This window comes from Microbacterium lushaniae, from assembly GCF_008727775.1.
GTDB classification, from domain to species: Bacteria; Actinomycetota; Actinomycetes; order Actinomycetales; family Microbacteriaceae; genus Microbacterium; species Microbacterium lushaniae.
Genome location: NZ_CP044232.1, coordinates 1,188,207 through 1,207,837 on the forward strand (window position 1 = coordinate 1,188,207; position 19,631 = coordinate 1,207,837).

At 70.8% G+C, this 19,631-nt stretch carries 16 protein-coding genes and 1 pseudogene; 6 read left to right on the forward strand and 11 right to left on the reverse strand.

Annotated elements, in window-relative coordinates; genetic code table 11:
• The first annotated feature begins 17 nt into the window (after positions 1 to 17).
• A complete protein-coding gene (locus F6J85_RS05485) occupies positions 18 to 1,556 on the forward strand; it encodes an APC family permease (protein ID WP_150924169.1) in 1,539 nt (512 codons plus the stop codon).
• 3 nt (positions 1,557 to 1,559) lie between these two features.
• Positions 1,560 to 2,789 carry a saccharopine dehydrogenase family protein gene (locus F6J85_RS05490; RefSeq protein WP_150924170.1) on the forward strand — a complete coding sequence of 410 codons (1,230 nt, stop codon included), beginning with the start codon at positions 1,560 to 1,562 and terminating at the stop codon, positions 2,787 to 2,789.
• Positions 2,790 to 2,833: 44 nt separating this feature from the next.
• Here F6J85_RS05490 and ald read toward each other — a convergent pair whose 3' ends face one another.
• The gene (gene ald, locus F6J85_RS05495) at positions 2,834 to 3,949 is read right to left on the reverse strand and encodes an alanine dehydrogenase (RefSeq protein ID WP_150924171.1); all 1,116 of its coding nucleotides are present in this window, start codon (positions 3,947 to 3,949) and stop codon (positions 2,834 to 2,836) included.
• Between the two features lie 36 nt (positions 3,950 to 3,985).
• Positions 3,986 to 4,969, reverse strand: a complete 984-nt coding sequence (locus F6J85_RS05500; protein ID WP_150924172.1) for an asparaginase — start codon at positions 4,967 to 4,969, stop codon at positions 3,986 to 3,988.
• A 63-nt stretch (positions 4,970 to 5,032) separates the two neighbouring features.
• On the opposite strand from F6J85_RS05500, the gene F6J85_RS05505 reads away from it, so the two are divergent.
• Entirely contained in the window at positions 5,033 to 5,500 is a 468-nt protein-coding gene (locus F6J85_RS05505; protein WP_150924173.1) for an OsmC family protein, read from the forward strand.
• Positions 5,501 to 5,618: 118 nt separating this feature from the next.
• Here F6J85_RS05505 and glpK read toward each other — a convergent pair whose 3' ends face one another.
• From glpK to F6J85_RS05520, 3 genes are all read right to left on the reverse strand, one after another.
• Positions 5,619 to 7,133, reverse strand: coding sequence for a glycerol kinase GlpK (glpK, locus tag F6J85_RS05510; RefSeq protein WP_150924174.1), 1,515 nt, complete (start codon positions 7,131 to 7,133; stop codon positions 5,619 to 5,621).
• 73 nt (positions 7,134 to 7,206) lie between these two features.
• Complete coding sequence (locus F6J85_RS05515) at positions 7,207 to 7,959, reverse strand: MIP/aquaporin family protein (RefSeq protein WP_150924175.1); 753 nt, start codon at positions 7,957 to 7,959, stop codon at positions 7,207 to 7,209.
• Positions 7,960 to 8,076: 117 nt separating this feature from the next.
• The gene (locus F6J85_RS05520; protein WP_150924176.1) at positions 8,077 to 9,804 is read right to left on the reverse strand and encodes a glycerol-3-phosphate dehydrogenase/oxidase; all 1,728 of its coding nucleotides are present in this window, start codon (positions 9,802 to 9,804) and stop codon (positions 8,077 to 8,079) included.
• 108 nt (positions 9,805 to 9,912) lie between these two features.
• Between F6J85_RS05520 and F6J85_RS05525 the strand changes: the two genes are divergently transcribed.
• The gene (locus tag F6J85_RS05525; protein WP_150924177.1) at positions 9,913 to 10,881 is read left to right on the forward strand and encodes a sugar-binding transcriptional regulator; all 969 of its coding nucleotides are present in this window, start codon (positions 9,913 to 9,915) and stop codon (positions 10,879 to 10,881) included.
• Between the two features lie 7 nt (positions 10,882 to 10,888).
• Here F6J85_RS05525 and dhaM read toward each other — a convergent pair whose 3' ends face one another.
• The 4 genes from dhaM to F6J85_RS05545 form a co-directional block, all read right to left on the reverse strand.
• Positions 10,889 to 11,632 (reverse strand): dihydroxyacetone kinase phosphoryl donor subunit DhaM, encoded by a 744-nt coding sequence (gene dhaM / locus F6J85_RS05530; protein ID WP_150924178.1) that lies wholly within the window; start codon positions 11,630 to 11,632, stop codon positions 10,889 to 10,891.
• Complete coding sequence (gene dhaL, locus F6J85_RS05535) at positions 11,629 to 12,267, reverse strand: dihydroxyacetone kinase subunit DhaL (protein ID WP_150927211.1); 639 nt, start codon at positions 12,265 to 12,267, stop codon at positions 11,629 to 11,631. The genes dhaM and dhaL overlap by 4 nt, the downstream gene beginning before the upstream one ends.
• Before the next feature lie 2 nt (positions 12,268 to 12,269).
• Positions 12,270 to 13,262 (reverse strand): dihydroxyacetone kinase subunit DhaK, encoded by a 993-nt coding sequence (dhaK, locus tag F6J85_RS05540; protein ID WP_150924179.1) that lies wholly within the window; start codon positions 13,260 to 13,262, stop codon positions 12,270 to 12,272.
• Between the two features lie 81 nt (positions 13,263 to 13,343).
• The gene (locus F6J85_RS05545) at positions 13,344 to 14,054 is read right to left on the reverse strand and encodes a lysophospholipid acyltransferase family protein (RefSeq protein ID WP_150920082.1); all 711 of its coding nucleotides are present in this window, start codon (positions 14,052 to 14,054) and stop codon (positions 13,344 to 13,346) included.
• Positions 14,055 to 14,217: 163 nt separating this feature from the next.
• Here F6J85_RS05545 and F6J85_RS05550 point away from each other — a divergent pair, with 163 nt between their 5' ends.
• A complete protein-coding gene (locus F6J85_RS05550) occupies positions 14,218 to 15,159 on the forward strand; it encodes an FKBP-type peptidyl-prolyl cis-trans isomerase (protein WP_191906761.1) in 942 nt (313 codons plus the stop codon).
• 29 nt (positions 15,160 to 15,188) lie between these two features.
• Positions 15,189 to 16,274: a 1-deoxy-D-xylulose-5-phosphate reductoisomerase gene (gene dxr / locus F6J85_RS05555; protein WP_150924181.1), complete on the forward strand. Its 1,086-nt coding sequence runs from the start codon at positions 15,189 to 15,191 to the stop codon at positions 16,272 to 16,274.
• An 82-nt stretch (positions 16,275 to 16,356) separates the two neighbouring features.
• On the opposite strand, the pseudogene F6J85_RS05560 reads toward dxr, so the two are convergent.
• A pseudogene (locus tag F6J85_RS05560) lies at positions 16,357 to 18,020 on the reverse strand (Mur ligase family protein).
• Positions 18,021 to 18,150: 130 nt separating this feature from the next.
• The gene (gene gad, locus F6J85_RS05565) at positions 18,151 to 19,524 is read right to left on the reverse strand and encodes a glutamate decarboxylase (protein WP_150924182.1); all 1,374 of its coding nucleotides are present in this window, start codon (positions 19,522 to 19,524) and stop codon (positions 18,151 to 18,153) included.
• Positions 19,525 to 19,631: the final 107 nt, after the last annotated feature.

Genomic DNA, 19,631 nt, shown 5'->3' on the forward strand with positions numbered 1-19,631 from the left:
AGTCCTACGTTCAGCGTGTGAGCATCAGCGAACGCACCCCCACCGGCGGCAAGGGCCTGGCGACAGGCACCCTGGGGCTGTGGGGATCCGTGGTCATCGGACTCGCCTCCACGGCGCCGGTGTACTCCCTCGTCGCGACGCTGGGGTTCGTCGTCCTGGCCGTCGGAGCGCAGGCGCCCATCGCGTTCGTCCTCGCCTTCATCCCGATGCTGTTCATCGCCCTCGCGTACCGGGAACTGAACAACGCCGTCCCCGACTGCGGGACGACGTTCACGTGGGGGACGAAGGCGTTCGGTCCGTGGGTGGGGTGGATGGGCGGATGGGGCGTGGCGGTGGCCGGCATGGTCGTCCTCGCCAACCTCGCTCAGATCGCCGGCATCTACTTCTGGTCGCTGTTCGGCGACGGGTCGCTCTCGGAGAACGTCCCGCTGGTGACGGCGACGGGGGTGGCCTTCATCGCGGTGATGACGTGGGTGAGCTGGCGGGGCGTGGAACTGGGGGAGAGGGTGCAGAACATCCTCCTCGCCATCCAGTACCTCGTCCTCGCCGTCTTCGTCGTCGCTGCCCTGTGGCGGTTCTTCGACGGCTCGGCGCCCGACCCGACGCCGTTCGACATCGCCTGGTTCAACCCGTTCGCGTTCACGGACTGGAGCGGCTTCACCGAGGCGGTTCTCCTGGCGCTGTTCATCTACTGGGGGTGGGACGCGTGTCTCGCGCTCAATGAGGAGACCAGGGACCCTGCACGCATCCCGGGGCGCGCCGCGGTGCTGACGACCGTGATCCTGCTGCTGACATACGTGGGGGTGACGGTGGCGGCGATGATGTACGCGGGCCTGGGCGACACCGGCTCGGGCCTCGGCAACGAGGCCAACGCCGACGACGTCTTCCTCGCCCTCCGCGAGGGACTGTTCGGCCCGTTCGGGTGGGTGCTCGTGATCGCGGTGCTCATCTCGGCCGTCTCCTCCACGCAGACCACCATCCTCCCCACCGCGCGCGGCACGCTCGCGATGGCGGCATATCGGGCCCTGCCGGCGCGGTTCAGCACGGTGCATCCGCGGTATCGCACGCCCTCGTTCTCGACCCTGGTGATGGGCGTGGTCGCAAGCCTGTACTACGTGGGCATGACCCTCATCAGCGACAACATCCTGCAGGACTCGATCCTGTCGCTGGGTCTTGCCATCGCGTTCTACTACGCCATCACCGGTTACGCGTGCGTGTGGTTCTTCCGCCGCGACCTGTTCAGCTCCGCGCGCAACCTCGTCTACCGCGGCATCCTGCCGCTGGCCGGCGCGCTCATGCTGACGTACGCCTTCGTGCAGTCGGCCATCGACATGTACGACATCGACTACGGCTACACGGTCCTGCTGGGCATCGGCGGGACCTTCGTCGTCGGCATCGGGGCGCTTGCGGTGGGGGTCGTGCTGATGATCCTGTGGTTCCTGTTCCCGGGGTCCAAGCCGTTCTTCCGCGGCGAGAGCCTCAACCGCGACACTCCCGTACTCGTCCCGGAGGATCCCGCAGGCTACCTGCGCTCGGTCGACGGCGGACTGGCGTAGGCGATGCGGATCCTCATCATCGGCGCGGGCGGCGTGGGGTCGGCAGCGGCCCGGATCGCCGTGCGCCGGTCGTTCTTCGACGCGCTCGTGATCGCCGACTACGACCCGGCGCGGCCGGCGGCGCTCGTCGCCGAGCTCGGCGATCCTCGCCTGAGCGCAGCGCACGTGGACGCGAGCAGCGCCCAGTCGGTGGCCGACCTCGTCCGCGCGCATGACATCACGCACGTGCTGAACGCGGTGGATCCGCGCTTCGTCCTGCCGATCTTCGACGGCTGCTTCGCGGCGGGCGTCACCTACCTCGACATGGCGATGAGCCTGTCGACGCGGCATCCGGAGCGTCCCTTCGAGCTCCCCGGCGTCAAGCTCGGCGATGAGCAGTTCGCCCGTGCCGACGCGTGGGAGCGCAGGGGACTCCTCGCCCTGGTGGGGATCGGCGTCGAGCCGGGCCTCAGCGACGTGTTCGCGCGGTACGCCGAGGACGAGCTGTTCTCCGAGATCGACGAACTCGGCGTGCGCGACGGTGCGAACCTCGTGGTCGCGGGGTACGACTTCGCGCCGTCGTTCTCCATCTGGACGACGATCGAGGAGTGCCTGAATCCGCCCGTCGTCTACGAGCGGGACCGCGGGTGGTACACGACCGAGCCCTTCAGCGAGCCGGAGGTGTTCGACTTCCCCGAGGGCATCGGCCCGGTGGAATGCGTCAACGTCGAGCACGAGGAGGTGCTCCTGATGCCGCGGTGGACCAGCGCGAAGCGCGTGACGTTCAAGTACGGGCTGGGCGACGAGTTCATCGAGGTGCTGAAGGTCCTGGCCAAGCTCGGTCTGGACCGGACCGATCCGGTGACCGTGAAGGGCGTCGAGGTGTCGCCGCGAGATGTCGTGGCGGCGTGCCTGCCCGACCCGGCGACCCTCGGCGATCGCATGAGCGGCAAGACGTGCGCGGGGGTGTGGGTGACCGGCACCGGGAAGGACGGGTCGCCGCGCTCGACGTACCTCTACCACGTCGCGGACAACGAGCGGACGATGGCCGAGTACGGCTCGCAGGCGGTGGTGTGGCAGACGGCGCTGAACCCCCTCATCGCCCTGGAGCTGCTGGCCGCCGGGACATGGTCGGGCGCGGGCGTGCTCGGCCCCGAGGCGTTCCCCGCTCGTCCGTTCCTCGACCTGCTGTCCGCCCCGGCCCCCGCCGGCTACGGCTCCCCGTGGGGCATCCAGGAGAAGGCGCCCGCCTGACCCGCCGCGGCGACGTGCACCCCGGCGCGAGGCGCCGGCCGGCGTCAGGCGAGGACGTCGGCGGGGGATGCGGCGGACAGGCCATGGGCGCCGGCCACCCCCTCGTTCACCACGGCGCCGCCGGCGGTGTTCAGGCCCGCCGCGAGTGCGGCGTCGGCCCGCAGCGCCTCGCGCCACCCGCGCGCCGCGATCTGGCGGACGTAGGGCAGCGTGACATTGGTGAGCGCCGAGGTGGAGGTGTTCGGCACGGCGCCGGGCATGTTGGCGACGCAGTAGAAGACCGACCCGTGCACCTCGAAGGTGGGGGAGGCGTGGGTGGTCGGACGGGTGTCGGCGAAGCATCCGCCCTGGTCCACGGCGATGTCCACGAGCACACTGCCGGGCCGCATGCGCGCGACCGTCTCGTTGGAGACGAGCTTGGGGGCGCGTGCGCCGGGGATCAGCACGGCGCCGATGACGAGGTCGGAGCCGACGACGGCGCGCTCCAGGTCGAGCGGGTTGGAAGCTGCGGTGCGGATGCGGCCCTGGAAATGGTCGTCGAGGTACCGGAGTCGCTGCACGTTGGTGTCGAAGACGGTCACCTCCGCACCGAGCCCCGCCGCGATGACGGTGGCGTTCGCCCCGGCCACGCCGCCGCCGATGACGGTCACCCGCGCGGGGCGGGTGCCGGGGACCCCCGACATGAGCAGGCCCAGCCCGCCCTCCGACCGCAGGAGGGTGTGGGCGCCCACCGTGGGCGCCAGGCGCCCGGCGACCTCGCTCATCGGCGCGAGGAGCGGAAGGCTCCCCCCGGGCAGCTGCACCGTCTCGTACGCGATGGCGGTGACCCCGTCGGCGAGCAGCCGCTCGGTGAGCGGACGATCGGCGGCGAGGTGCAGGTACGTGAAGATCACGAGGTCGTCGCGGAAGTGTCCGTACTCGCTGGGGATGGGCTCCTTGACCTTCAGCAGCAGCTCGGCGCGCGACCACACCTCGGCCGCGTCGTCGAGGAGCCGCGCGCCGGCCTCCTCATAGTCGGTGTCGGTCATGGACGAACCGAGCCCCGCGCCGCGCTGGACGAAAACCTCGTGTCCGGCGGCGACCAGGTCGTGCACCCCCGAAGGGGTCAGGGCCACGCGGTACTCGTTGTCTTTCACCTCGGTGGGAACGCAGATCCTCATCGATCGACCTCTCCGCACAGCCGGGTGGGCCGCGCTCTAGAACGCGGGGCGGATGACCCCGACATCTCGGCCGCCGCCGGAGACCGACAGCGGAAGGTGTGACATCGTCTCGGCGACATCGGCCGCCGCGAGTGCGCCGGCGCGCTCGAGCAGCCGCAGGGCGACGGCGGATGCGGCTCGGCCGCTGCCGTCCAGGATTTTCAGCGCGACCGTGGTGCCGTCGGGTGCGACCACGACCTGCACGCCCTCCGCGCCGGCCTTGGCGAAGACGCCGAGCCGTTCGATCATGATCGTGTCGGGGCGGCCGGGGCCGTCGATGGTCCACGGGTTCTGCCGCACGGCGCCCACGAGCGCACCGGCGGAGCGGTGCAGGGCGAACGGTGAGCGTTCCGACGACGTGCCCACGCGCTGGATCGCGCGCGCGAGCCCGGTCAGGGTCATGGCGTACACGGGTGCGCCGCATCCGTCCACTGCCATCGCCGCGGACTTCTCGCCCGTGAGGCGCTCGACCAGTTCGCGGATGTGCGTCTGGATCGGGTGGGCGGGGTCGAGGTAGCCGCCGGTGTCCCACCCGTTCGTCGTGCAGGTCAGCAGCATCGCGGCGTGCTTGCCGGAGCAGTTCATGCGGATGCGGGCGGGCTCGGCCCGGTCGCGCACCAGTTCGTCGCGCGTGGCGGTGTCGGACGGCCACGCGGGCGGGCAGCCGAGCGCTTCCTCGCCGAGCCCGGCGGCGGTGAGGATGTCGCGCACGACGGCGACGTGCCGGTCGGTGCCGGAGTGGCTGGCGGTCGCGAGAGCCAGGCGCTCGCCATCCAGCGGTGCTCCGGCGGTCAGGCACGCGAGGGCCTGCAGGGGCTTCATGCTCGAGCGCGGCAGGATCGTCGCCGACGCGTCGCCGAGCCGGTCGGCCACGGTGCCGTCGGGGGCCAGCACGATGGCCGCCCCGCTGTGGCGGGATTCGACGAAGCCGTTGCGCTCGACGAGGGCGAGATCCACGGATGCGGCGGAGGTCAACGGCACCCCTCCACACTAACGCCGACGCCGGCGGGGGCGCGGGGCGACGCACGGTGGGAGACTGGCCCGATGACGGGTGAGCACACGTACCGGGTGGCTGCGACGTGGACGGGCGACCGCGGCACCGGCACGAGCGGGTACCGCGACTACGACCGGTCGGTGACGGTGGAGGTGGCGGGGAAGCCGGCTCTGCCGGTGTCGGCCGACCGGCCCTTCCGCGGCGATGGCGCCAAGTGGAACCCGGAGGACCTGCTGGTGGCCGCACTCGCGGAGTGCCACCTGCTGTCGTACCTGTACGCGTGCGTGCAGGCGGGGGTCGTGGTGACGGCCTACGAAGACCAGGCCGTGGGCACTGTGGTGGTGGAGGGCAACGGCGGCGCGTTCCGCGAGGTGGTGCTGCATCCGCGGGTCGTGGTGGCCGACGCTTCGATGGTGGATGCCGCCGTCGCCGCCCACGCGGACGCCCACGAGTGGTGCTTCATCGCCAACTCCGTGAACTTCCCCGTCCGCATCGATCCGGTCGTGCTCGTCGCCTGACCCACCCCACGGCCGCGAGACTGCACGCAGCCGACGAGACCGCGGCATAATGTCGCGGTCTCGTCGGTGCGGTGCAGTCTCGGCGGGTGGTGCGAGTGCGATCGCGGGGTCGGGTGGGTCAGCGCACGTCGTCGTCGACCCAGTCCATCGACTTGGTCACGGCCTTCTTCCACAGGCGCAGCTGGCGCTCGCGCTCCTCGGGGTCCATGTCGGGCTCCCAGCGCTTGCCCTCCTGCCAGTTCGCACGCAGGTCGTCGAGGTTGTCCCAGAAGCCGACGGCGAGCCCCGCCGCGTACGCGGCACCGAGGGCCGTGGTCTCGGCGACCACCGGGCGGATGACCGAGACGCCCAGGATGTCGGCCTGGAACTGCATGAGCGCGTCGTTGGCGGTCATGCCACCGTCGACCTTGAGCTCCTCCAGCTGCACGCCCGAGTCGGCGTTGACGGCGTCCAGCACCTCGCGCGTCTGGAAGGCGGTCGCCTCCAGCGCGGCGCGGGCGATGTGGTTCTTGTTGACGTAGCGCGTCATGCCCACGATCGCCCCGCGTGCGTCGGGGCGCCAGTACGGGGCGAACAGGCCCGAGAACGCCGGGACGAAGTAGACGCCGCCGTTGTCCTCGACCGCTTCGGCCAGCTGCTCGACCTCGGGGGCGGAGGAGATGATGCCCAGCTGATCGCGCAGCCACTGGATGAGCGATCCCGTCACGGCGATCGACCCCTCCAGCGCGTAGTGCGCCGGACCGTCGCCGAGCTTGTAGCCCAGCGTGGTGAGCAGGCCGTTCTTGGAGCGGACGATCTCCTCGCCGGTGTTGAAGATGAGGAAGTTGCCCGTGCCGTAGGTGTTCTTGCTCTCGCCCGGGTCGTAGGCGGCCTGCCCGAAGGTGGCGGCCTGCTGATCGCCGAGGATGCCGGCAACCGGCGTCTCACGCAGCAGCGAAGACGACTCTGCGTGGCCGTACACCTCGGAGGACGAGCGGATCTCCGGCAGCATCGAGCGCGGCACCCCGAAGACCTCGAGGATGTCGTCGCGCCACTGCAGGGTCTCCAGGTCCATGAACAGCGTGCGGCTGGCGTTGGTCACGTCGGTCGCGTGCACCCCGCCCTCGGGTCCGCCGGTGATGTTCCACAGCACCCAGGAGTCGGTCGTGCCGAACAGCAGGTCGCCGGCCTCGGCGCGTTCGCGGGCCCCCTCGACGTTCTCCAGGATCCACATGATCTTCGTGCCGGAGAAGTACGTCGCCAGCGGCAGCCCGACGATCTCCTTGAACCGCTCCACGCCGCCGTCCTCCGCGAGGCGGTCCACGAGCGGCTGCGTGCGGGTGTCCTGCCACACGATCGCGTTGTACACCGGCTCTCCGGTGTTCTTGTCCCACACCACTGCGGTCTCGCGCTGGTTGGTGATGCCGACGGCGGCGATGTCGTGGCGGGTGACGTCGGCCCGGCTGAGGGCGAGGCCGATCACTTCCTGCGTGTTGTGCCAGATCTCGGATGGGTCGTGCTCGACCCATCCGGCCTTCGGGAAGATCTGCTCGTGCTCCTTCTGCCCGACCGAGACGACGCCTCCCTTCCGGTCGAAGATCATCGCGCGGGTGGAGGTGGTGCCTTGATCGATGGCGAGGACGTAGTCAGCCATGTGGACTTCCTTGTCTGTGTGAGGGTTTCGGATATGGAAGGTGGTGGGCGCCGCCGCGGCGGCGCCCACCGGGTCAGGCCAGGCTCAGGAGCACGGGCGCGAGGAGTGCGGCGATGGCGCCGCCCAGAAGGGGGCCGACCACGGGCACCCACGAGTACGCCCAGTCGCTGGAGCCCTTGCCCTTGATGGGCAGGACGGCGTGGGCGATGCGCGGACCGAGGTCGCGGGCGGGGTTGATGGCGTAGCCGGTGGGGCCACCCAGCGATGCGCCGATGCCGACCACGAGCAGAGCGACCGGTACCGCGGCGAGCGGACCGAGTCCGCCGGGAACGCCGACGTCGATGTCACCGTAATCGGCGAAGGCGAAGATGACGAACATCAGCACGAAGGTGCCGATGACCTCCGTGGCGAGGTTCCATCCGTACGAGCGCATGGCCGGCCCGGTCGAGAAGACCGCGAGCTTGAGGGCGGGATCGGGCTCCTCGTCGAAGTGCTGCTTGTACGCGACCCACGCGAGCACCGCGCCCACGAAGGCGCCGACCAGCTGCGCGAGGATGGCGATGAGGAACCAGACGAACTCGATGTTCCCGGCGATGAGCAGGGCGAGCGAGACGGCAGGGTTGATCATCGCGCCGGAGTACGCCGAGACCAGGACGCCGGCGAACACGGCGAGGCCCCACCCCCAGTTGATCAGCAGCCAGCCGCCGCCGTTGCCCTTCGTGCGGGCCAGGACGACGTTGGCGACCACGCCGCAGCCCAGGAGGACGAGCATGGCGGTTCCGACGAACTCGGACAGGAAATACAGACCCAGATTCACTTCTTGCATGTCGACATCGACCTTTCCGTGAAGTACCCGCTCTGCGCCCACAAGCCTCGGCCGGGGCCCTTGTGAGTGCGAGGCTAGCGATCACAGGGGTCGCAGGCGAGGGGGGTCGGCGCGAGCTCACCGGGAGGCGCTGTCGACCTCCTCGAACTCCACGCGGTGCGCGCCGCGGAGGATCTCCACCGTGCGGGCGACCTCGTGCTCGCACCGCTGGGTGTCCCAGCCCAGCACGCCGGCGATGGCGTCGGTGACTTCGCGCAGCGTCTGGTGGCTCACGGCACCCGTGAAGGCCAGCGACGTGCGCCGCAGCACGACGTCGAGCAGATGAACCACCTGTTCCGTCGCCGCCAGGTGCGCCAGCTCCTCGGCGTAGTACCCGTCGGCGTGCGGGAGGGGTGTCGCCTCCGGGGGGAGAGCCGCCAGCACTTCGGTGGCGCGCGTGCCGTAGCGGCCCAGCATCCGCTCGACCACCTCCGCGGGGTGACCGGATGCGTTGGCCTGGATCCAGCGGCGGCGGTCGGCGTCGGTGCGCGGGAAGCCCTTGCCCCCGCCGATGGCGACGCCGGCGGTGCTGAGGCGGTGCGGGCGACCCAGCGTCTGCATCGTGCGGGTGCTCAGGTGCTCCGCCAGCGCGCGGAAGGTGGTCCACTTGCCGCCCACCAGGCTCAGGATGGGGGTGCCCTGGTGGGTGTCGTCGACGATGCGGTAGTCGCGCGAGACGAAGCCGGGCGCGGTGTCGTCGTGGCGGGGGAGCGGGCGGATGCCCGAGAACGTGTAGACGATCTGCGAGCGGTCCACCGCGATGTCGGGGAACACCTGCGCGATGAGGTCGAAGAAGTACTCGATCTCGTCGTCGGTGCACACCGCCGGCTCGGCCGGGTCGGCGTCGATGTCGGTCGTGCCCACCAGAACGCGTCCCTTGAGCGGGTAGATCAGCACGATGCGGCCGTCGGAGTGCTCGAAGAAGATCTCGCGGCCCTTCGTCGCCGCCAGGAGCTCGGGGTGATCCAGCACGATGTGCGACCCCTTCGTGCCCCCCATGAAGCGCGTGGGCATGCCCAGCGCGTCGTTCGTGAGGTCGGTCCACGGGCCGCTGGCGTTGACGACGACCTTGGCCCGGATCGAGAACTCCTCGCCGCTGAGCTCGTCGCGCAGCTGCACCGCGCCGTCGCGCATGCCCACCGCGCCGACGTAGTTCACCGCGGTGGCGCGCGGTCCGCCCGCTTCCAGGCCGTCGTGCAGCACGTCCAGTGCGAGGCGCTCCGGATCCCACATCGACGCGTCGTAGTACGTGGCGGTGTACTTCACGCCGGGGTTCATGTCGGGGAACTCCGCCAGCGACGCCTTGCGACCGCGGAAGCGGTGCCGTGGCACGGCGCCGCCGCCGCGCGAGAAGGTGTCGTAGATCATCAGTCCGGTCTTGATGAGCAGTGCGCCCCGCTCTCGCGGCTTGCCGCGACCGTGGGTCACCAGCAGCCGGAACGGGGCGGAGAGGACGCCCGAGAGCGTCTTGAAGATCGGGATCGTCGTCTGCAGCGGCCGCACGTAGTGGGGAGCGGTGCGCAGCAGCGCGTTGCGCTCGGTGACCGCCTCCTTCACGAGGCGGAACTCGCCGTTCTCCAGGTAGCGGATGCCGCCGTGCACCATGTGGCTCGACGCGGAGGAGGCGCCGGAGACGAAGTCGCCGCGGTCGACGAGGGCGATGTCCACGCCCTGCAGCGCGAGGTCGCGGAAGGTCGCGATGCCGTTGATGCCACCGCCCACGACGAGGATGTCGACATCCCCGCGCGCGCGGAGCGCCTGAACGTCAGGGCGGACGGGGGAGGAGGACGGCGTCGGCGTAGTCACGGATGCGGCCTTTCAGGGAGCGTCCCTCCACCCTCACCCCTCGTGCACGGAGTTTCAAGCCAGTTGCACAAACGTGCAAAGATGAAGGCCTCCGGAGGGGGACACCTCATGCCATCAGCGGCCACGCGCCCGCAGGACGCCCTGCGAGCGGCACAGCTGTACTACCTGCAGGACCTCACGATGGAGGCCATCGCGAGCGAGATGCACGTGTCGCGCTCCTCCGTGTCACGCCTGCTCTCCTACGCCCGCGACAGCGGATTGGTGACGATCTCGATCCACTCGCCGCACGATGCCCGCAACCAGCTGGAGAGCCGCGTGGCCGACCGGTTCGGGATCACCGCGCACGTGGTGCCCACCCCCGACCGCATCAGCGAGGCGGAACGACTCGAGCGCACCGCGCTGTCGGCCGCGCGCATCCTCACGGGCCGCGTGGATTCGGCCATGACGGTCGGGATCGCGTGGGGGTCGACCCTCTCCGCCATCGCCCGGCATCTGCCCACCAAGCGCACGCACGACTCCCGCGTCGTGCAGATGAACGGGGCCGCGAACGTGCGCACGTCGGGCATCCCCTACGCCGGTGAGATCCTGACCCGGTTCGGATCGGCATGGTCGGCGTCGGTGCACCAATTCCCGGTGCCGGCACTGTTCGATGATCCGCTGACGAAGCAGGCGATGTGGCGGGAGCGATCCGTTCGCGCCGTGCTGGAGATCCAGGAGCGCGTGAGCGTGTTCGTCTTCGGACTGGGCTCCCCGCACGCCGATGTGCCGTCGCACGTGTACGCCGGGGACTATTTCGACGACGCCGACCGCCGCTCGATCGAGCGCTCCGGCGTCGTCGGCGACTGCGCGACGGTCTTCTACCGCCTGGACGGAACGTCGGACGGGATCGAGCTCAACGAGCGCTCCAGCGGGCCCGACCTGTCGGCGGTCCGCCGCATCCCCCGACGGTTCTGCGTCGTGTCGAGCCTGTCCAAGCTCGACAGCCTGCGCGGCGCGCTCGCCGCCGGACTGATCACCGAACTCGTCGTGGAGGAGTCCCTCGCCCGGCGGCTGCTGGAAGTCGGCACGGCGCGCTGAACGCGCGTCACAGCTCGCCGAAACCGTCCGCCACCATTCTCCGCAGCTCGTCCACAGCCTCCCGTGCCTGCGGTCCGGTGGCGCTCACGCGGATGCGTGTGCCCGGTCGCACGCCCAGCGACATGAGGGCGAGGAGGCTGTCGCCCGCCGCCGGTGCGGAGCCGGCGTCCAGATCGGCCACCTGCACGCGGGCGTCGAAGCGGCCGACCGCGCGGACGAATGCCGCGGCCGGGCGTGCGTGGAGCCCGGACGGGTTGCGGATGACCGCCTCGAACGACTCCTCGGCGCTCGCGGACGGTGCGGGGGAGGCCTCGGATGCGGCGGACCCGGCGCCGTTCGCGCCGCCGTCGTCCTCGCCCAGCTGCGCGCGCTTGGCCTCCAGAGCGCCGCGCACCTGCGCGGCCACGACATCCAGGGTCGATCCCGCCGCGGCGGCCACGACGGCGGCGACGAGCCCCTCCACGAACGGCGCGGGACTGAGCACGATGCGCGCGTCGGTCTGGACGAACTCCCGCGCCATCTCGGCGCTGAGGATGGCGGAGCCGAGGTCCATCAGCACGAGCACGCCGTCCTCGGAGGCGACCCGGTCGATGGCGGCGGCGATCTCGGCCGCGTCGGTGCCGAAGCCGGCATCGGCGGTGCCGGCGGCCACCTCGATCGGCGGAGGGGAGTCGCCCCCCATCTGCAGGGCCAGGTCCACCGCTGCCGCAGCCAGCGGTGCGCTGTGGGAGACCACGACGATGCCGATCACGTCGCCGCCTCCAGTGCGTCGCGCAGGGCCGCCATCAGCAGCGTCGAGGACGCCGCTCCCGGGTCCATGTGGCCGGCGCTGCGCTCGCCGAGGTAGCTGGCCCGGCCCTTCCGGGCCACGAGGGGGATCGTGGCGTCGCGCCCCTGCTCGGCGGCCTCCAGCGCCGCCGTCGCAGCCTCCGCGACGCCCCCGCCCTCCCCGACCGCGGCATCCCACGCGTCCACGGCGGGCAGGAGCGCGTCGATCATCGTCTTGTCTCCCGGCTCCGCCTTGCCCCGGGCCACGACGCCCTCCACTCCCGCTCGCAGGGCCGCGCCCAGCTCCGCGGCATCCAGCTCGGTGCGGTCGCCCGCCGAGGTGCCCAGTCGCAGGAAGAGCGTGCCGTACAGGGGTCCGCTGGCCCCTCCCACCGTGGAGACGAGCGTCATGCCGACCGTCTTGCCGAGCTCGGCGGGGGTCGCCGGCGGCTCGGCGGACAGCTTCGCCACGACCGCTCGCATGCCGCGCGCCATGTTCGACCCGTGGTCGGCGTCGCCGATCTCGGAATCGAGGGCGGTGAGTTCTGCCTCGTGCTCGGCGACGAGTGCGTCGAAGCGCGTGATCCAGGCGGTCAGATCGGTGGGCGTGACGGACATGCTCACGCCCCCCACCGCAGCCCCGGTGTCACCACGGGTGCATCCCACAGGCGGATCAGCTCGTCATCGGCTTTCACGACCGTGAGGGAGCACCCCGCCATGTCCAGGCTCGTGATGTAGTCGCCCACGAGGCAGCGGCGCACGTCCACGCCGGCCTCGGCCAGGAGCGCGGCGACCTCGCCGTACATCAGGTACAGCTCGATCAGGGGAGAGCCGCCCAGGCCCGACAGCAGCACGATCGCCGGCCCCGCCGCGTCGAAGTCGGCGAGGATCGGGTCCACCAGCATGCGTGCGATCTCGTGCGCCGAGGCCAGCGGCACGCGCTCGCGTCCGGGTTCGCCGTGGATGCCCACGCCCACCTCCATCTGGTCATCGGGGAGGTCGAAGGTCGGCTTCCCGGCGGCGGGGACCGTGCAACTGGTCAGTGCAACGCCCATCGACCGCCCGCTCGCGCTGACCCGCTGCGCCAGCGCCACCACCGCAGCCAGGTCGGCGCCCTCCTCGGCGGCAGCGCCGACGATCTTCTCCAGGACGACGGTGGTGCCGGTACCGCGCCGCCCCGCCGTCCACGTCGAGTCCTGCACCGCGACGTCGTCGGCGACCACGACGGATTCGACCGTGATCCCCTCCGCTGCGGCGAGTTCGGCTGCCATCTCGAAGTTCAGCACATCGCCGGTGTAGTTCTTGACGATGTGCAGCACGCCGGCGCCGGAGTCGGCGCCCTTAGTGGCTTCGAGCACCTGGTCGGGCGTGGGGGAAGTGAAAACCTCGCCCGCTGCCGCGGCATCCAGCATCCCGAGGCCCACGAAACCGCCGTGCATGGGTTCGTGCCCCGAACCGCCGCCCGAGACCAGCGCCACCTTTCCGGCGCGCGTGGCTTCCCCGCGGTAGATCACGCGGTGCTCGGTGTCCACGCGCAGTTCGGGGTGCGCGGCCTGGACGCCTCGCAGGGAGTCGGTGAGAACATCGGCGGGTGCATTGATGAGTTTCTTCATGGCTCTCTCCCTGGCGCGACGGTGCGGTCAGGGAGAATCTCCCCCTCGCCTGTCCCGCTGTCAAGGGCGAGAGCCCTGCCCTCAGCGGCGCTCGTGGGGGAGGACCTGGCGGATCCGCTCGAGCGGATTGGCCGCCGGGACCTCGTTGTACACGCCGGCGAGTTCCTGCCCGGAGAGCGCGTGGATCGCGGCCATGATCTCGTCGGTGGCCGCGCGGCGCGCACGGCCCGAGGTGGCCGGTCCGTGGGCGGTGAGGTCGATGGGCTCGCCGAATTTCACCGTGACCCGCTCGCGGAGGGTGGGGAAACGCGCGCCGACGGGCATCACGACATCCGTGCCGATCAGGCCCACCGGCACCACCGGAGCGCCCGTCTGCAGCGCGAGGAACGCCACGCCGGTGCGGCCCTTGTACAGCCGGCCGTCCAGCGAGCGGGTGCCTTCGGGGTACAGCGCCACCGCGCGACCCTCCTCGAGGAGGTGACGCTGCTGGTCCAGCGCGTCCAGAGCCGCCTGCCCGGCGCCGCGCTCGACGGCGATGGCGCCGATGGCGGTGAAGAACTGCCGCGAGGCCCACGACTCGAAATAGCTCGACTTCGCCAGGAAGTGCACCGGGCGCGGGGCGGCGATGGGGATCACGACGGAGTCGATGAACGACAGGTGGTTGCTCGCGAAGATCAACGGGCCCGTACGCGGCACCAGCGAGCGGCCGACGATGCGCGGCCGGTAGATGAGGCGGGCCAGAGGTGCCACGACACCCCGACCGAACGCGTAGGTCGCGGCGACCCGTTTCATCGGGAGGCTCTCGGGACTGTCGGCGGGGGAGCGGCCTTCCTCGATTGTCACTCGAAGAGGCTACTCCGCGTTTCATTCTCCGCCGGGCATGCCCCGCTCCCAGGCGATCCCTAGGCCGAATGCGTCAGGATGGGGAGCCCCTGTCTCTTCGGAAGGTCTGCCTGTGCGCATCCGATCGCTCACCACCGTCTCACTTCTCGCCGCTGCCGCCGTCGTCCTCGCCGGCTGCTCGGGCGGATCCGCGCCGGAGGAGAGCCCCACCGGTACGCCCGGAGACCTGTGTGCCGCAGCGGCCCCCTCCGGGGCGGTCTCCGACTCCGTGACGGTGGAGGGCGAGATCGGTGCGCCCGCCACGGCGACCTTCTCCGCCCCGCTCGAGGTCGTCGAGCTGGAACGGACGGTCGTGACGGAGGGCTCGGGCGACGCGGCTGCCGCGGGCGACTACGTCGCGTACGCACTGACCGCGTTCGATGCAACGAGCGGCCAGGAGCTTGCCGCAGCCGGCTACGACGCACCGTTGCAGCCTCAGCAGATCTCGCCGGACAATCCCCTCGGACAGGTGCTGGGGTGCGCGACGCCCGGATCGCGCGTCGTGGCGGCGCTGCCCGGCGACGGCGGCCAGAACGGCGCGCAGGTGTACGTGTTCGACGTGCTCGAGGTCACGCCGGAGTCGCAGTGGTGCGTGGCGGAGGAATTCTCCGGCAACGCACCCACGGTGACCTTCGATGAGACCGGCGCCCCCGCGATCGGCATCCCGGCGACCGAGCCCCCGGCCGAGGTCCAGGTGCAGGTGCTCACCGAAGGCGACGGCGAGACGGTGCAGGCCGGCGACGCGGTCGAGGCGCACTACACCGGCGTGAAGTGGTCCGACGGCTCGACGTTCGACTCGAGCTGGGAGCGCGGTGAGCCTGAGACGTTCACCACCGACGGGGTCGTGACCGGATTCCAGCGCGCGCTGGAAGAGTACACCGTCGGCTCCGTCGTCCTCGTGGCGATGCCCGCCAGATGCGGCTACGGCGAGAAGGCCTCGTCCCAGCACCAGCTCGCCGGAGAGGACCTCGTGTTCGTCGTCGAGATCCTCGCCACCGAGCACGCCGGCCAGTAGCCGCCTGACGCGGTCGGTAGGCTGACCGGATGCGGCGCGTCCTCGTCCTCGGATCCACCGGCTCGATCGGCACTCAGGCCCTCGAGGTCATCCAGGCCCACCCCGAGCGGTTCGAGGTGGTCGGGCTCGCCGTCGGCCGCGACCGCGACGGCATGCGCGCGCAGGCAGAGCTCTTCCACGTCGAGCACACCGCCGTGGGCGCCGCGGAGGCCGAGCAGCTCGTCCGCGACGTCGAGGCCGATGTCGTGCTCAATGGCATCACCGGCTCGGTCGGCCTGGGCCCGACCCTGGCGGCGCTGGAAGCGGGCCGCACGCTGGCGCTGGCGAACAAGGAGTCGCTCATCGTCGGCGGCGACCTCGTCACCGCCCTCGCCCGGCCCGGCCAGATCGTGCCCGTGGACTCCGAGCACTCCGCCATCGCGCAGGCCCTGCGGTCGGGGGAGCCGAGGGAGGTGCGCCGGCTCGTGCTCACCGCATCCGGGGGGCCGTTCCGCGGGCGCGACCGCGCCGGCCTCGCCGATGTCACTCCGGCTGAGGCCCTCGCCCACCCCACATGGGACATGGGCCGGGTCGTCACGACCAATTCCGCGACCCTCGTGAACAAGGGCCTGGAGGTCATCGAGGCGCACCTGCTGTTCGACGTGCCCTACGACCGCATCGACGTCGTCGTGCACCCGCAGTCGGTCGTGCACTCGATGGTGGAGTTCATCGACGGGTCGACCATCGCGCAGGCCTCGCCGCCGGACATGCGTCTGCCCATCTCCCTCGGGCTGGACTGGCCGCACCGCGTCGAGAACGTCGGGCGCCCGCTGGATTGGACCACGCCCACGTCGTGGACGTTCGAGCCGCTGGATGCCGAAGCGTTCCCCGCGGTGGCGCTGGCCAAGCAGGTCGGGCGCGTCGGGCGCACGTACCCCGCCGTGTTCAACGCCGCCAACGAGCAGGCCGTCGACGCCTTCCACGAGGGACGGCTGTCGTTCCTCGGCATCCTCGACACCGTCCAGCGCGTGGTCGAGGCGCACGAGCCGCCCGACACGCTCAGCCGGGAGTCGCTCGCCGACGCGGAGGCGTGGGCGCGCGCCGCCGCCGACCGGGCGATCTCCGCCGCATCCTGACGCACTCTTCGCCGAGAGTGCATCGACCCGGCGAGAGTGCACCGGATTCGGTGCCTCTTCGCCGAGGTGATGCACTCTCGCGTCAGAGCGGCGACGTGAAGGGGCGCTCCGGGTCGGAGGGCGGGGTGTCGTCGTCGGGATAGGGCACCGGCCACGTCGGCTCGGGCACGGGCCAGCCCGCCGCCCGCAGCGCCCGCCGGGCGAGCTCCCGGGCCGAATAGGGCGTCCGCTGCCCGCGGATGTCGCGGTAGTCCTGATGTCCCGGACCGGCCCACAGGATCGCGTCGCCCTCGCCCACGAGCGCGACGGCCTCGACGATCGCGCGCTCGGGCGGTGAGAACTCGTGGATCTCGGCATCCGGGCGCGCCCGCAGGGCGCCTTCACGCAGGGTCGCGCGGATGGAATCGGGATCCTCGAAGCGCGGATGGTGATCGGTCAGGACGAGGATGTCGCTGCCTTCGACGGCCGTCCGCCCCATGTCGTGCCGCTTCGTGGCGTCACGGTCGCCGTCGGCACCGAAGAGCATCAGCACCTTCCCCGGCGTGACACGGCGCACAGCGGCGAGGGTCTTCTCGAAGGCGTCGGGGGAGTGCCCGAAGTCGACGTACACGGCCGGGCCGCGCTCGCCCGAGACGAGCTGCGTGCGCCCCGGGAGGTGTGCCTGGATGCGGTCGCCGTCCAGTGCGGCGGCGATCCGGTCCCACGCGTAGCCGGCCTCGAGGATCATGACGATCGCCAGCCCGGCGTTCGCGGCCATGTGGCGCCCGATGACGGGGACGACCGTGGTCAGCGTGCGACCGTCGCGCGCGCTCAGGCGGAACTGCGTGCCCGCGGGCCGCTCGTCCAGGATCTCCACGACCCAGTCCGCCGCCGCGGCGGCGCCGGGGTCGGACGCGAGGACGGGCGTGCCCACCGTCACCGTCGGGACTTCGCTCCGGGCCGCGACCTCCGCGCCGGGCTCGGAGTCGATGCACACCACCGCGCGGCGGGCGCGGTCGGAGCGGAACAGCGGGAGCTTGGCCTCGAAGTACTCGCGCATGTCGGCGTAGTCGTCGAGGTGATCGTGGGTGAGGTTGGTGAATCCGGCCACGTCGAACACGATCCCGTCGACGCGGCGGCGGCTCAGCGCTTGCGCGCTCACCTCGACGGCCACCGCCTCCACACCGCGCTCGCGCATGAGCGCCAGCAGCGCGTGCATCTCGTAGGCCTCGGGGTGGTCAGCCGCGACACGATCACCTGACCGGCGATGTGGCGCTCGGCGGTCGAGGAGAGGCCGGTGATGACACCCAGCTGCCCGAGGATGCCCTCCAGGAGGTGCGAGACGCTGGTCTTGCCGTTCGTCCCCGTCGTCCCCAGCAGCAGCGGCAGGGTGTCATCGCGACCGGTACGGTACACCCAGGCCGAGAGTTCGCCCAGGATGCCGCGGGGATCCTCGACCAGCACGACCGGGAGACCGCCGGCCTCGGCCGCGTCGGCGCCGGCTTCGTCGGTGACGATCGCGACGGCGCCCTTGTCCGCAGCCTGAGCTGCGAACTCTGCACCATGCCGGTTCACGCCCTGCATCGCGACGAAGACGTCACCGGGGCGCAGATCGGCGGTGGCGAGGGTCAGACCCGAAAGCCGGACGCCGGCGGTCGCGCCGCGCACGCCGGTCGCGAAGCGCGCCACGAGTTCGTCCAGCATGTGCTGGGGCGGGGCATCGGGTCGGAGGACGGGAGGGAGGTGGGAGGGCGCGTCGGTCGGCATGGCGCATCCATCCTCTCACCGCCCGCACGAGATCGCCCGTCCGGTGCCAGACGGGCGATCTCGCACGCCACGACGGGGAGATTCACCCGGTGGCGGTCTGTTCCTCCGTGCCGACCGACATGTCGCGGCCTCAGTGGTGGAATCCAGGATGCTGGCCTTCGACCGGCATCGGCGACTCCAGCGCGTCCAGGTAGGCGGTCTGCGCCTGGATATCGGCGAGAAGGCCGGCGGCCAGATCCATGCTCAGGCCGTTGCGCACCACGATGCGCTGCACCGTGAGGTCGCTCAGGTCATCGGGCATGGGATAGGCCGGCACGAGCCAGCCATTCATGCGCAGTCGGTCCTGCAGGTGGTAGAGGTTCCAGTTCTCGGTGTGCCCGTCTTTCAGGTACCACGCGAAGACGGGGATGTCGCTGCCGTCGTTCCACAGTTGGAAGGCACCGATTCCGGCGATGCCCTCGGCGAGGTGCTTCGCGACGTCCTGCGAGGCCTTCTGCACGGCGCGGTAGCCCTCGAAGCCGAGGCGGAGGAACATGTAGTACTGCAGCAGCACCTGCGCGCCCGGTCGGGAGAAGTTCAGGGCGAACGTCGGCATCTGCCCGCCGAGGTAACTCACCTGGAACACCAGGTCCTCCGGCAGCCACTGCGCGTGGCGCCACACCACCCAGCCCAGTCCCGGGTAAACCAACCCGTACTTGTGAGCGGACGTGCTGATGGAGTGCACCCGTTCGAGACGGAAGTCCCACTCCAGCTCGGGCTGCAGGAACGGGGCGACCATCGCGCCGGATGCCCCGTCCACGTGGATCGGGATGTCGAGCCCTTTCTCGGCCTGGATGGCGTCGAGCGTCCGGGCGATCTCGGCCACCGGTTCGTACATGCCGGTATAGGTGACCCCCATGATCGCCACGACCCCGATCGTGTTCTCGTCGACGTACTTCTCCAGGTCGTGCCCATCCAGCGTCTTGTGCTCTCTGCTGATCGGGACGAACCGCGGCTCGACGTCGAAGTAGTTGCAGAACTTCTCCCAGCACACCTGGACGGCGGAAGACATCACGAGGTTGGGCTTGGACGTGTCCTTCCCTGCGGCGCGACGGGCCTGCTGCCAGCGCCGTTTGAAAGCGAGGCCGCCGAGCATGCAGGCCTCCGACGAACCGATCGTGGACGTTCCGATGCTCTGGGACGCGTCGGGGGCGTGCCACAGGTTCGCCAGCATGTGCCAGCAGTTGTCTTCGATGGCCGCGGTCTGGGGGTACTCGTCCTTGTCGATCATGTTCTTGTCGAACGAGGCCTCGTACACCTGCTTGGCGTCGTCGTCCATCCAGGTGCCGACGAAGGTGGCGAGATTGAGCCGGGAGTTGCCGTCGAGCATCGTCTCGTCTTCGACGATCTGCTTGGCGGTGTCGGGGAGGGACTCCTCCTGGGGAATCACGTGGTGGGCGGAGACGGTGGCCTCGCCCGGCCGTGCGAACTGCGGCGCGTCCTCGCTGTCGTTCTGCGCGCTCATGATTTCTCCGAATCTGGTCGCTCGACTCGGCGCGAGCGTATGCCGCATGACGCGGCGCCGACAGAGACTTCGGTCACGGCCAATTCCTAGGGCGCCGCGGGTACGGT

Coding starts and splice junctions, on each gene's coding strand:
- F6J85_RS05490 (WP_150924170.1), top strand. CDS start 1,560: ATGCGGATCCTCATCATCGGCGCGGGCGGCGTGGGGTCGGCAGCGGCC.
- ald (WP_150924171.1), bottom strand. CDS start 3,949: ATGAGGATCTGCGTTCCCACCGAGGTGAAAGACAACGAGTACCGCGTG.
- F6J85_RS05505 (WP_150924173.1), top strand. CDS start 5,033: ATGACGGGTGAGCACACGTACCGGGTGGCTGCGACGTGGACGGGCGAC.
- glpK (WP_150924174.1), bottom strand. CDS start 7,133: ATGGCTGACTACGTCCTCGCCATCGATCAAGGCACCACCTCCACCCGC.
- F6J85_RS05515 (WP_150924175.1), bottom strand. CDS start 7,959: ATGCAAGAAGTGAATCTGGGTCTGTATTTCCTGTCCGAGTTCGTCGGA.
- F6J85_RS05525 (WP_150924177.1), top strand. CDS start 9,913: ATGCCATCAGCGGCCACGCGCCCGCAGGACGCCCTGCGAGCGGCACAG.
- dhaL (WP_150927211.1), bottom strand. CDS start 12,267: ATGTCCGTCACGCCCACCGATCTGACCGCCTGGATCACGCGCTTCGAC.
- dhaK (WP_150924179.1), bottom strand. CDS start 13,262: ATGAAGAAACTCATCAATGCACCCGCCGATGTTCTCACCGACTCCCTG.
- F6J85_RS05545 (WP_150920082.1), bottom strand. CDS start 14,054: ATGAAACGGGTCGCCGCGACCTACGCGTTCGGTCGGGGTGTCGTGGCA.
- dxr (WP_150924181.1), top strand. CDS start 15,189: ATGCGGCGCGTCCTCGTCCTCGGATCCACCGGCTCGATCGGCACTCAG.
- gad (WP_150924182.1), bottom strand. CDS start 19,524: ATGAGCGCGCAGAACGACAGCGAGGACGCGCCGCAGTTCGCACGGCCG.